The following is a 13,159-nucleotide window of genomic DNA, read 5'->3' as shown; positions in this document are numbered from 1 at the left end:
TAATTTTTATAGTTAATAATCTTTCCGAAAAGAAAAGATAGTCAACTTTATTTTTTAGCATTCTGAATCAGCAAAAATCCACACAAGTTGTTCTTTAGTTATGCTTTTAAATAGTGTCAAGCTACTGTCGTCCAGTAGATGATTATATAGGGTATTTCTCTTTGCTATTCAGTCTAAGTTAATAACTTATCCTATCTAGCGAGCCGACTATCATATCATAATGATTTGGTTTGTCAAGCTTTTTTATAAATTGTTTCAATAAGTTATCTGGGTTTGTTATATGTAATCTACATACATATAAGTCATTCCAGTTCGTCTTAATGAGGTGCGTATTATAGACGGTTTGAGCTGGGTGTCAACCGCTTTTCGATAGATTTCTTAATTAATTTTAGAAGATAATAAACAAGCCATATCTTTCAATAACTTAGAGTAAAACCATTTATCAAAACATTAAGATTCTATTCTATAAACCGTCTTTAGCGTCTGCTTTTTACTGCTTACTCAATTCAATCTGCTATTTAAAAACTGCATGTCAACTTATTATGCCTATAAATATAGGTTTTAGTGCGATTATTAATCGATATTAATGATGTCTATATTCATCTCTATTGATATTAGTCCTAAGTGCACCTATATAACTCACTTATATGCACTTATATATAGCAACTGGATATAGAAGCTGAGCTAACCCCTACTATCTAGTGTTGATAGACAGTTTTTGCTATAATAGCTGCTTTTATGACATTACTGCATAGCATGTCTGCTTACCTTTATTAGAAGGGTGCTTATTTGACATCATAGTAAGTTAATTATCAGTTATTAGATGACTTAATAATTATCACACTATATATGATGCTATATAAGTCTAAGCACAGTGCTTGTAGTTAATGCTCATTTCTTACAACATATCCAGCGCTCTTACAACATATCATAGCGGTTAGATATAATTGACGCAGTCTTACGGTTATATGATTGATGGTTGCAATCATCACTGCCAACGGACGCAAAAAGGTGAATAGATTATGGTAGCGATTACTTTACCCGATGGTAGCGTAAAAAACTTCGAAGGTAATACCACCGTCATGGAAGTGGCGCAAAGTATTGGGGCAGGATTGGCGAAAGCGACGGTCGCTGGGCGCGTAGATGGTCAGTTAGTCGATGCGCACGACCCTATCGCCCATGATGCCAAAGTTGAAATCGTGACGCCAAAAGACGCTGACGGTGTCGATATCATTCGCCACTCGGCTGCCCACTTATTAGGTCATGCGGTTAAACAGCTATATCCTGATGTAAAAATGGTGATTGGCCCTGTGATCGAAGATGGCTTTTATTATGACATCTATAGTGAAACGCCCTTTACCCCTGAGCACATGGAAAAAATTGAAAAACGCATGATGGAGCTGATTAAGCAAGATTATGACGTTATCAAAAAAATCACGCCACGCGATGAAGTAATCAAGATATTTGAAGAGCGCGGCGAAGACTATAAGCTTAAGCTTATTAATGATATGCCGGGCGAAGAAGCCTTTGGTCTATATCATCATCAAGAATATGTCGATATGTGCCGTGGTCCACACGTGCCAAACACGCGCTTCTTAAAAGTATTTAAACTGACCAAAATGTCAGGTGCTTATTGGCGCGGCGATGCTAAGAACGAACAGCTACAACGTATTTATGGTACAGCATGGGCGGATAAAAAAGATTTAAAAGCCTATATCCAACGTATTGAAGAAGCCGAAAAACGTGATCACCGTAAAATTGGTAAAGCGTTAAATCTGTTCCATATGCAAGAGCAAGCGCCGGGTATGGTGTTTTGGCATGCCAATGGTTGGACGATTTATCAGGTACTTGAGCAATATATGCGTAAAGTGCAAAATGATAATGGCTATGAAGAGATTAAAACGCCGCAAATCGTCGATCGCAGCTTGTGGGAACGCTCAGGCCATTGGGGCAACTATGCGACCAATATGTTTACCACCTCGAGTGAAAACCGTGATTATGCGGTAAAACCGATGAACTGCCCGTGTCACGTGCAAGTATTTAACCAAGGTTTAAAGTCTTACCGTGAATTACCACTACGTATGGCAGAATTTGGTTCATGCCATCGTAATGAGCCATCAGGTTCGCTACATGGTTTGATGCGCGTGCGTGGTTTCACCCAAGATGATGCGCATATCTTCTGTACGCAAGCGCAAATTCAGCAAGAAGTGGCGGACTTTATTAAGCTGACCCTTGCCGTTTATGAAGATTTTGGTTTTGATAATATCATCATGAAGCTCTCGACCCGTCCTGAAAAACGTGTTGGTAGCGATGAGTCTTGGGACTTTGCCGAAAAAGCTTTGGCAGATGCACTAGATAGTTCGGGTCTTGATTGGGAATATCTACCTGGTGAAGGCGCGTTCTATGGTCCGAAGATTGAATTTAGTCTGAAAGACAGTTTAGGTCGCGTCTGGCAGTGCGGTACGATTCAGGTTGATCCAAATATGCCTGAGCGCCTTGATGCTGAATTCGTTAATGAGCAAAATGAGCGCGAAACCCCTATTATGTTGCACCGTGCAATTCTAGGTTCGTTTGAGCGCTTCATCGGTATCTTAATCGAAAACTACGCCGGTTGGATGCCAGTATGGTTAGCACCGCAGCAAGTAGCGGTGATGAATATCACTGATAAACAGGCGGATGCTTGTGAAAATGTGGTCAGTCAGCTGAAAAATGCAGGTTTACGAGCCACTAGCGACTTGCGTAACGAAAAGATTGGATTTAAGATACGAGAGAAAACATTAGAACGCGTTCCCTATATGCTAGTATTAGGGGATAAAGAAGTCGAATCGGGCAGTGTCAATGTCCGTACTCGCGAAGGTGAAAACCTTGGCGTGATGAGCGTTGCAGAATTTATTACATTAGTACAGACTGCTGTTGGTAAAAAAGGCCGACAGACCCCAAAAACAGATGAGGAGTAATACCTATTAAACAGTCAAACCGTTTGAACATCAACGAAGATATCACAGCTAAAGAAGTCCGTCTCGTTAAAGAAGACGGCGAACAGATGGGCGTGGTAGATATCGAAACCGCGATGAAAGCGGCACGTGAGGACAGTCTAGATTTGGTCGAATTGGTTCCTGAAGCCAAACCGCCCGTATGCAAAATCATGGATTATAAGCATTTCCTCTATGATCAAAAGCAAAAGGCGAAAGAAGCTAAAAAGAACCAAAAGCAAACTCAGCTGAAAGAGATGAAGTTGCGTCCTAGTACTGAAGAAGCCGATTATCAGGTAAAACTGAAAAAAATCGTCAGCTTCTTAGAAGACCAAGACAAAGTTAAAATCAGTATCCGTTTCCGTGGTCGTGAAATGGCGCACCAAGAGATTGGTCGTAAACAGCTAGATCGCATCATCGAAGACACCGCTGAGATTGCAAACGTCGAGCAATATCCAAAGATGGAAGGTCGTCAAATGGGTATGCTGCTTGGGCCTACTAAGAAAAAGTAATCTGTTTATAGATTGCTGCTAGTGGTGGCTGTAAATCGATGTGCCTGTTAGTTAATATAAATAATTAACTGATATAGACAGATCGTTGATAGAGATAGTTATAATCTTAACCATCAATATGCTACGGGATATTGGTGGTTTTTTAATATTTAGACCCCTAAATGCTTATTCTTGCATATAATAAGTTGACTATAATCAGTGACGATTATTTATAAACCTTTTATAAACCGCAGTTTACAAAATCCATCTTCTCAACCTTTTCATTACCAGTTAATCTAAAGGTCAGCGCTATCACTCTTAAATATAATTCGAATAAAACCATTAAGGGCATAAAAACAATCGATACCACGACTAACTAAGAGTCTCATCAAAACCTAATGTCGTTGGTAACCAACAACGCCCTTTTCAGCTATTATAGGAAATTCCATGCAAGAATTAACCCCACCCGAAAATACCTCGACGCCAAGTATCACTTTGACCGCGCCTGAACCGGTGAAAGAAATACAAAAAAGCGAAGCCGATCAAATGGTGAAGTTGGATGAAAGCCAAATTCCAGAACTTGATGCCAAGGTCGACGCCTTTGTTGATCATGTGATTAATAACTCAGTACACAGCTCTGAGTTTCAGCAAAACGTACAATCTATCCATAATTTGGGTAATAAAGAGATTCGCGAATCGGCGCAAGTGTCTAATCGTATGCTCGATTTACCGGCGAAAAGTCTCAATAACAGCTTGTTTGATAACTCCCCTATTGCCAAATCATTGACTGAGCTGCGCGGGATTGTCGAAGATTTAGATCCGAGCAAAAAAGAGCTGACCAGCTCACGTAAGCTGTTTGGTCTCATCCCATTTGGCAATAAAGTTCAAGATTATTTCCGTCAGTACGAGTCAGCGCAATCGCATATCAACGCGGTGGTGACCAGCCTTTATAATGGCAAAGACGAGCTACTCAAAGACAATGCCATGATTGAGCAAGAAAAGGTCAATATGTGGGAGTTGATGCAATCGATTCGCCAATATATCTATGTTGGTAAAAAAATCGATGAGCAGCTTGAACAAAAAGTTTATGCCGTTGAAGCGACTGACCCTGAAAAAGCGCGTATCATTAAAGAAGAGATGCTGTTTTATGTGCGTCAAAAAAATACCGACTTCTTAACCCAATTGGCGGTAAATATCCAAGGCTACTTAGCCCTTGATACCATCCGTAAAAACAACTTAGAGTTGATTAAAGGCGTAGACCGCGCGACAACGACAACTATTTCTGCATTACGTACGGCGGTTGTTGTCGCTCAAGCGATGACCAATCAAAAACTGGTACTCGACCAAATCACGGCGTTGAATAAAACGACTAGCAGCTTGATTGAATCAACCTCGGCGATGCTTAAGCGTCAGTCCTTGGAAATTCACGAGCAAGCAACTAGCAGCACGATTGAGCTTGATAAACTGCAAAATGCCTTTAACAATGTCTATGATACGATGGATATGATTAGCAATTATAAAATTGAAGCCTTAGAAAATATGAAGCAGACGGTCAATACCTTGACGACTGAAGTGGATAAAGCCCAGAAGTATCTCGATAAGTCGAATCAAACGACGGTACTTGAGGTATCCAGAGAGTTAGACAGTAAAAAAATAACCAATCAATCAAATACCGTTGATATCGATATTTGATATTTGGTTTATTTCGAATGGCGAATGCTGCTAGCTATTAAAAGCTGACAGCTACTTGCTATCTGATACAGATAAGACAATTGACCTAAGATATTGCGACGTTGTTCGTGTTAAGATAGCTCTTATTAATAATTTTAAAAATAGATACGGTAATTTATGAGTTGGAACGATCCAAACGCCTCAACTGAGGCACAAAAATATGACAACCCTATTCCTAGTCGCGAACTGATACTCAGTACGATTAACGAACATGGCGAAGTCACCCATCAACAATTGGCAAAAGCCTTTAATATTGATGACCCTGACCAATTTGATGCTTTGGGCAATCGCCTAAAAGCAATGGCGCGCGATGGCCAAGTAAACCGTGATGGGCGTCCTTATCGCTATCGTACGGTGACTAAGCACGATATCGTTACAGGTACGGTGACTGCGCATCCAAAAGGTTTTGGCTTTGTATTACTAAGTGATATGCCTGACCTATTCTTGCATGAAAAGCAGATGCGCTGGGTCTTTAACGGCGATACGGTAGAAGCCGTTGGCACGTCAACAGATAACCGTGGGCGTACCGAAGGGCGTATTGTCGATGTCGTTGAACGCCGCCAAAGCAACTTTATTGGGACATTGGCGCATGATGAAGATGGTTATTGTGTTGAGCTTGGTAGCCCAAACAATCATCAGCCGATTACCGTTACTGAAGAAAACGTGCAAGCGTTTAATGCAAAACAAGGTGCGCCGGTTAAAGTCGATATTATCGATTGGCCAAACCAGCATGAATTTGCCACCGGTAAAATTACTGAAGTGCTATCAGATGATAATGACCGTGAGTTGATTATTGAGACTACTTTACTCAACTATGATATCCCATCAGACTTTAGTGAAGCGGCACTTGAACAAGCCAATGCTTATCAAGAACCAACCGAAAAAGACTTAAAAGGTCGTAGAGACTTACGTGATTTACCGCTAATTACTATTGATGGTGAAGATGCGCGCGACTTTGATGATGCAGTATTCGCAGAAAAACGCTCGGGCGGTAACTATCGTGTGTTAGTGGCGATTGCTGATGTCAGTTATTATGTCACACCAAACTCGCCACTCGATAAAGATGCTTATGAGCGCGGCACGTCAGTCTACTTCCCGCATCGCGTGATTCCGATGTTGCCAGAAGTATTGTCTAATGGTCTGTGTTCATTGAACCCTGATCTCGACCGTCTCTGTATGGTTGCCGATATTAAGATATCGCGTGCAGGCAAGGTTACAGGCTATGAGTTCTATCCTGGAGTTATGCATTCACAAGCGCGTCTGACTTACAATCAAGTGAACGCTTATCTTGCTGATCCAAACGATAACAGCGTGCCTGAATCATTAACTGGTAATAAAGACGTCAAAAAATCGGTCGATACCTTACATCAATTATATGAGCTGCTGCTGAAAAAGCGTGAAGAGCGCCATGCGATGGAATTTGAGACGGTTGAAACTTATATTAAGTTTAATGAAAAAGGTGGTATCGAAGCCATCTTACCGCGTACACGCGGTGATGCGCAAAAGCTTATCGAAGAGTGCATGCTGCTTGCCAATACTTGTGCGGCAAACTTTGCACTGAAAAATGAGCTGCCTGTTTTATATCGTAACCATGATAAGCCTGATGGCGAAAAGTCGATGCGTATCCATGAATATGCAAAAAACTTTGGTCTAAGCTTCCCAGAAGAAAGCCCAACGCAAGCAGATTACCAGCGGATTATCGAAGCGACTAAAGACCGTCCTGACGCGATTAGCATCCATAGCATGCTGCTACGCTCGATGATGCAAGCGAACTATGCGCCTGACAATATCGGGCACTTTGGTCTCGCTTATGACGAATATAGCCACTTTACCTCGCCGATTCGCCGCTATCCTGACTTAATGCTGCATCGCGCGATTAAAGCAAAAGTGACGAATAGTCAGCAGCCAGTGATGGACTTCTCGCTTGACGGTGCGGGCACACAAACCTCAGATACTGAGCGCCGCGCCGAAAAAGCATCGCGCTATGTAGAATCTTGGCTCAAATGTCATTATATGAAAGATCATGTCGGCGAAGAGTTCGATGGCGTTGTGACTACCGTGACGAGCTTCGGTCTATTTGTGACCTTGACCGACTTATATATCGATGGTCTAGTGCATATCTCAAACGTTGGTGACGATTTCTTTGTCTATGATGAGCAGCAACAACAGCTTATCGGTAAAGACAGAGGCACAGTATTTGGTCTCGGTGATTCAGTCAAAGTAAAAGTAGCAGGTGTCAATATGGACCTGCTACAAATCGACTTTGACCTCAAAGCCAAGCTACAAGCAAGCCAAATGAATCAAACCAAACGAGATCAGCCAAAGAAGAGCACTGCTAGCAAAACTCCGGCTAACAAAACGTCTGCTAAGAAAAGCAGCAGCCGTGGTAAAGGCGCTAGCAAGAAAAGCTAAGGCTTTCTAAAACTTAAGATTAAAAAAAGACTAACGTTATCGTTAGTCTTTTTTTATGTGTATCGATTAATTGGCACTTAATTAAACGGCTATTTAAACCCTAAAAAAACCAATCACTAAGAACTCTAGGCACTAAAACGACTACTGTGTATCTGTCATTTGCTCGGCACGTTGTTGGCTCGTCTGCTCTGCTTGCGATATCTGAGTGGTTGCCTTATCGATAATGGCTTTTGGCTGCTGTTCTAAGGGCTGGCTTGCGATATCTGCTGTATTGCTATTGACGTTGCTAGTATCAGCATTAGCCTGTTCTACTTCATTACTAGCGGCTATTACTTCTCTATTTTTTTCACGTTGGCTGCCGTTAATCATATTAAACCCTAATAAAATAACAATACCTGCCAAAGCAAAAATAATCAGATGTTTGATTTGCATAAAAAATGTCTCGTCTATTTTGATAAAATGTAGATAGACGTTTTACTGCATTTTTTATGCCGACTTTTATAGTTAGTATTCACCTTTTAATAGGTAATCTTCAACGCCACTCTTGTGGGCTATTCTTGCGGGCTATTATTACTTAATAAATCCGTCTCATCTGAATTTTCGGCAATTTCTTGCTCGACCTTTTCCATCAATTTTTCATCAGGACGCGCATCAAGTACTTCGTCGGCATTTCGACCTTGCAAGATATGCTTTGCCCGCGCTTTAGCTTGTTTTTTATCCTTATCTTCCATTGTGGTTTCAGTAGCTTGCGCTTCATTAGATGTTTTAAAAGCGCTAGAAGTCTCAGAAGCTTTAGCAATATTTGGCGGTACTATTACTTGCGTTTGCGCCTTATCGCTGGTTTGACTGCTTTGGAGCTGCTCAAACGCTTTTTCTAGCTTATGGTTAAAGCGCAGCTGATAAATGGGTTCCGGCAAGCTAAAGCCTTCATCTTCCAACGCATGCTTAGTCTCGCGAATGGCGATACTGCGGGCTTTGGAAAAATCAGCTTCCAATTGATTGACCCATACTTGAAACTGCAAAATAATATTTGAGTCACCCACTTCTTTAATGACCGCTGTGACCTTTGGTTTATCTAGAGCAAAACCTAACTGACATATGGCATCGATACCTACTTTGATGGCAGCAAGCGGATCATCATTGGCATCTACGCCTAATTCAAAAGTAAAACGGCGCTCAGGGTTTTTGGTGTAATTTAAAATCGTTGCTTTAAAGACTTCGGCATTGGGAATCCGTAACTGGTTACCATCTAAAGTCATCAAAATCGTCGCACGTGAGGTCAGGCGTACCACAATGCCTTCTTGATTATTAATCAAAATATGATCGCGGGCGCGAAACGGTTGTCGAATACTGAGCATGAGCGAGGCAATGTAGTTCTCAATCGTATCCTTGACGGCAAAACCAACAGCAATACCGATAACGCCTGCGCCGCCAAGTAGCGTGCCCAAGATAGTCTCCGCACCTATCAAACTTAACGCTAAAATAAGACCAAAAACGATAAAGATGACTTTAACGGTCTGGGCGAGCAACTCTGCAACAAAAGGATTGGGCGTAAGGCGTTGCCACATATTCTTGCGATTGGATAACCAGCTGCCAAACCACGTGACCAAGGCAAATAAAACAATTCCTACTAGCAACAGTGGCAAAGCTTTGACTAGGTTTTTGGTTTGTGCCTTGAGGCTTTGATAAACGGTCGAGACATTATCTTGCACATCAAGCGTGCGATTGATTCTATCTTCGACCGTCACCACGTCCGTTAAGCGATTGGTTAAATTAATGGCTTGCTGGGCTTTTTTCTCATTAGGCGTCTCACCCGTTAAGGTAACAACCCCTTGGTTGACGCTTACATTCACCGCTTGTAAGCCGTCAATTTCTGAAAAAATGCCACTAATACGTTGACGAATGTCATTGTCTTTTAATGGTGTTGGGGTGGTTTCGATTTGAGCGTTATTGGTGCTTTCACCGCTGATAACAGGTGGTAGCTGGACGGGCGTTGGCGGTGCAGTGTCAGAAGTATTCGGAATCTCAGGTGTGATAGTTATATTACTATTTGGCCCGTTATTTAAATCACTGGTAGCTGGATTGTTGATAGCTGGGTCATTAACAGTTGGTGCGGTAGTCGGCTGAGCGCTTGTTTCATTATTAGTTGCATTATTATCAGCAACCGCATAAGTAAGTACAACATTCTCACTTGTACTGCTTTTTTCAGCCGCATAAGTGGGCATACTTAAAACGATGCTTAAGAGCAACAACAGCTGAGCGCACGCCTTTGTCGTTATGCGTGACTTGCCTAGCCAGCTTGACCTAGGTAATTCAGGCTGGTCAAAATACGCTGCCATAAGCATCCCTTTTTTATTCTAACTCTATGCTACATTTGCAATCATGCTATGCAAATATAGCTATTTAAAACTACTTACCATCCAGATAAAGCTGTGCTTCACCCAAGTCTAAGGTGCCTTCATAGATAGCACGACCGGTGATGATACCTTCGATGCAATCACCATAAGGTTTTAGCAATTCGATATCTTTCATATCGGTGACGCCGCCTGATGCAATCACCGGTAAGCCGCCTTCACGCGCTAAGTTGACGGTCTGCTCGACGTTGACGCCTTGCATCATGCCATCGCGGTTGATATCGGTATAAACGATTGACGATACGCCGACATCGGCAAAGCGCTTGGCAAGCTCAGTCGCTTTAGTATCGGTCACGTTTGCCCAACCGTGTGTCGCAACCATGCCGTCTTTGGCATCGATACCGACGATGATATGTCCGGCAAATTCGCGGCAAGCTTCGGCCACAAAATCAGGCTCTTCAACGGCTTTGGTACCAACAATAATGTAAGTCAAACCCGCGCTAATATACTGCTCGATGGTTTTCATATTGCGCACACCGCCGCCCAATTGAATCGGCAGCTTAGGAAAGGCTTTAGCAATGTCATTGACCACTTGCTTATGTACTGGAATCCCGTCAAATGCGCCATTCAAATCGACCAAATGCAAGCGCCGTGCGCCTTCATTGACCCAACGCGCCGCCATGGCGACCGGATCATCAGAAAATACCGTATCGTCTTCCATACGACCTTGTTTTAAGCGCACACATTTACCATCTTTTAAATCAATAGCAGGGATAATGACAGGGACAGCACACATATAGCATTCCTTATAAAAACGATATGGACAATAAAAAAACCATTAAAAAGTGAAACAAGCGTCAATAGCCACTTAACCAATAGCCACTTAATCAATGGCTACTTAAAAGCGACTGCTTATAAAGTCATTTAGCATAGCAAATTAAAAGCGGCTATTAGGAGAAATTCGTTAAATATTAAAATGACGGTAGAAAATATAAAAATTGCTTAAAATTTGGCTAGATAATGGCAAAAAAACGACAATCATAACCATAAGTTTTAGCACGTGGATTCACTAGCAACATTAGGTAAATTCAATTACCAACTGGCAATTTTAGGTCAGTTTAGCGTATAATCCTAGGTAAATTTGTATTTGTGCGATAAAACCTAATCGTCTGCTACCTATCGACGATTTCAATCAGCACAAGGTAAATATGAGCTAAGTGTTAACAACCAGATTAATGCTTACGCTTACAAATTGCGCTTATCAAGCAATTGAGTTTACCCTGTAACCATAGTTCGTTAAACAGCGCTTGGATAGTTTTCTAAAAGATGGCTTGGACAAAACATAAACAAGTCACTTATTCCTCATTTATATTCACTCGAATGAATAGCGCTGCTTAGAACACACAGATATTGTGATTTAAAGATTTTGTGATTTAAAGATTCTATGATTTACAGATGTTCTGATTTATCGTTATTAGGATTTATAGCTATTAGGATTTTGAATACGACAAATTTTAAGATTTTAATAAATCGTATGGTAAAACTGTCTTTTATCTAACGTCATCCTAGTTGAGGATGGCATGAGATTTAAAGGTTTTAGTGTACACCTTGGTAGCCAGTCGTCACTTTGGTCATTCGAATAAGACATTAACGTGTTGTTAAGGAGTCTAAGGTCAGCGTTAATACTCTTACTTGTAGTTATGATGATGTGTTATGTCTAGAGCGCTTTTTCACGCCCTTTTTGGGGCTTGATTAAGGACTTTATTGATGACGCTGTTATTCATGCTGCCGATATACCAAACAGGACGTCTGGTATCGTTTTAGACTATGGACTAAGTTTTCGCTTATGATTACCATCAAAAAAGGTTTGGATTTACCCATCACTGGTGAACCCTCCCGCGAGATATCTGAGCACAGACCCGCCCATGTGGCACTTGTTGGCTATGATTATGTGGGCATGAAGCCCACGATGAATATCAAAGAAGGCGACATCGTAGCTAAAGGTCAGCCCGTTTTTGAAGATAAAAAACGTGTCGGCGTTATCTACACTGCCCCTGCTGCTGGTAAGGTCATCGCCGTGAATCGCGGTGAGCGTCGTGTGTTCGAAAGTCTTGTGATTGCGGTCGACCCAAACGGTGAAGAAGTAGAATTTCAGCGCTACGACTCCCAGCAACTTGCTGACCTAGATTCTGAAGTCGTTGAAACCCAACTGCTTGCCTCTGGTGAATGGACCGCGTTCCGTACGCGCCCCTATAGCCGTTCTCCTGAAATCGGTGCCCGTCCGCACGCCATCTTTGTCACCGCCATGGATACCAATCCATTAGCGTTTGACCCGATGTTGCTGATTAATGAGCAACTGCAGGCGTTTAATGACGGACTTGCCGTATTATCAACGCTCAGCCCCAAGACCTTTGTCTGCCATCACGGTGATGCCCAGTTGACGCCAGTTGCCAAAACGGCGGCTAATAATGTCACTGAGTATCATAGCTTTGCCGGTAAACATCCAGCCGGTCTTGCGGGCACGCACATTCACTTTTTGCATCCTATCATGCGCGGTGTGACGGTTTGGACGATTGGCTATCAAGACGTGATTGCCATTGGTAAGCTATTTACTACCGGTCGCTTATACACGCGCCGTATGCTTAGCCTTGCCGGTCCTGCGGTTAAAAACCCGCATTTAATCGTCACCGAACGCGGTGCTGATATCACAGCATTGACTAAAGGTGAGCTTGAAGCAAGTGAGAACCGTGTGATTTCAGGTTCTGTGCTATCGGGTCGCAAAGTGTTTGGTAATACTGCCTATCTTGGTCGCTTCCATAATCAAGTCAGTGTGCTAACCGAAGGTCGTGAGCGCCCTGCGTTCCATTTCTTAAGTATCGGTAGCAACCGTTTCTCAAAACTGCCTATCTATATTTCTAAGTTCTTTGGTAGTAAGAAATACGACTTTACCACCTCAAGCAATGGTTCGCCGCGCGCAATGGTGCCAATCGGTGTCTATGAAGAAGTCATGCCACAAGACTACCTGCCAACGCAGCTATTACGTGCCTTGATTGTCGAAGACATCATTAGCGCCGTCGATTTAGGCGTACTTGAATTGGACGAAGAAGATTTGGCATTATGCACCTTCGTATCTCCTGGCAAATATGAATTCGGCGATATTTTGCGTGATAACTTAACGCGCATTGAGCTGGAGGGCTAA

8 protein-coding genes are annotated in these 13,159 nt (G+C 42.3%); 5 read left to right on the top strand and 3 right to left on the bottom strand.

The annotated features are described in order from the left end of the window. Nucleotides 1-1,022 precede the first annotated feature (1,022 nt). The 4 genes from thrS to rnr all read left to right on the top strand — a co-directional run bounded on the left by thrS (nucleotide 1,023) and on the right by rnr (nucleotide 7,606). Entirely contained in the window at nucleotides 1,023-2,957 is a 1,935-nt protein-coding gene (gene thrS, locus ACP7AA_RS08615; protein ID WP_201563927.1) for a threonine--tRNA ligase, read from the top strand. Nucleotides 2,958-2,980: 23 nt separating this feature from the next. After that, nucleotides 2,981-3,484, top strand: a complete 504-nt coding sequence (infC, locus tag ACP7AA_RS08610; protein WP_045447656.1) for a translation initiation factor IF-3 — start codon at nucleotides 2,981-2,983, stop codon at nucleotides 3,482-3,484. Nucleotides 3,485-3,910: 426 nt separating this feature from the next. After that, nucleotides 3,911-5,155: a toxic anion resistance protein gene (locus ACP7AA_RS08605; RefSeq protein ID WP_426223269.1), complete on the top strand. Its 1,245-nt coding sequence runs from the start codon at nucleotides 3,911-3,913 to the stop codon at nucleotides 5,153-5,155. 156 nt (nucleotides 5,156-5,311) lie between these two features. Next, nucleotides 5,312-7,606, top strand: a complete 2,295-nt coding sequence (gene rnr / locus ACP7AA_RS08600) for a ribonuclease R (protein WP_201563923.1) — start codon at nucleotides 5,312-5,314, stop codon at nucleotides 7,604-7,606. A gap of 141 nt (nucleotides 7,607-7,747) precedes the next feature. Here the strand turns inward: rnr and ACP7AA_RS08595 are convergent, their stop codons facing one another. The 3 genes from ACP7AA_RS08595 to hisA all read right to left on the bottom strand — a co-directional run bounded on the left by ACP7AA_RS08595 (nucleotide 7,748) and on the right by hisA (nucleotide 10,756). Further along, a complete protein-coding gene (locus ACP7AA_RS08595) occupies nucleotides 7,748-8,038 on the bottom strand; it encodes a hypothetical protein (RefSeq protein WP_426223268.1) in 291 nt (96 codons plus the stop codon). A gap of 119 nt (nucleotides 8,039-8,157) precedes the next feature. Beyond that, nucleotides 8,158-9,945, bottom strand: coding sequence for a mechanosensitive ion channel domain-containing protein (locus ACP7AA_RS08590; protein WP_426223267.1), 1,788 nt, complete (start codon nucleotides 9,943-9,945; stop codon nucleotides 8,158-8,160). A 70-nt stretch (nucleotides 9,946-10,015) separates the two neighbouring features. After that, nucleotides 10,016-10,756, bottom strand: a complete 741-nt coding sequence (gene hisA / locus ACP7AA_RS08585; protein WP_426223266.1) for a 1-(5-phosphoribosyl)-5-[(5-phosphoribosylamino)methylideneamino]imidazole-4-carboxamide isomerase — start codon at nucleotides 10,754-10,756, stop codon at nucleotides 10,016-10,018. Nucleotides 10,757-11,806: 1,050 nt separating this feature from the next. Between hisA and ACP7AA_RS08580 the strand changes: the two genes are divergently transcribed. Beyond that, nucleotides 11,807-13,159, top strand: coding sequence for a Na(+)-translocating NADH-quinone reductase subunit A (locus ACP7AA_RS08580; protein WP_426223265.1), 1,353 nt, complete (start codon nucleotides 11,807-11,809; stop codon nucleotides 13,157-13,159).

The organism is Psychrobacter sp. DWR1-2-3 (genome assembly GCF_049896465.1).
GTDB lineage: Bacteria > Pseudomonadota > Gammaproteobacteria > Pseudomonadales > Moraxellaceae > Psychrobacter > Psychrobacter maritimus.
The sequence above is the reverse complement of the archived record's forward strand: the minus strand, read 5'-3'. Positions and strand labels throughout refer to the sequence as shown.

Excerpts from the sequence above, each read along its gene's own strand:
- thrS (WP_201563927.1), top strand. The coding sequence starts at position 1,023 with ATGGTAGCGATTACTTTACCCGATGGTAGCGTAAAAAACTTCGAAGGT.
- ACP7AA_RS08605 (WP_426223269.1), top strand. The coding sequence starts at position 3,911 with ATGCAAGAATTAACCCCACCCGAAAATACCTCGACGCCAAGTATCACT.
- rnr (WP_201563923.1), top strand. The coding sequence starts at position 5,312 with ATGAGTTGGAACGATCCAAACGCCTCAACTGAGGCACAAAAATATGAC.
- ACP7AA_RS08595 (WP_426223268.1), bottom strand. The coding sequence starts at position 8,038 with ATGCAAATCAAACATCTGATTATTTTTGCTTTGGCAGGTATTGTTATT.
- ACP7AA_RS08590 (WP_426223267.1), bottom strand. The coding sequence starts at position 9,945 with ATGGCAGCGTATTTTGACCAGCCTGAATTACCTAGGTCAAGCTGGCTA.
- hisA (WP_426223266.1), bottom strand. The coding sequence starts at position 10,756 with ATGTGTGCTGTCCCTGTCATTATCCCTGCTATTGATTTAAAAGATGGT.
- ACP7AA_RS08580 (WP_426223265.1), top strand. The coding sequence starts at position 11,807 with ATGATTACCATCAAAAAAGGTTTGGATTTACCCATCACTGGTGAACCC.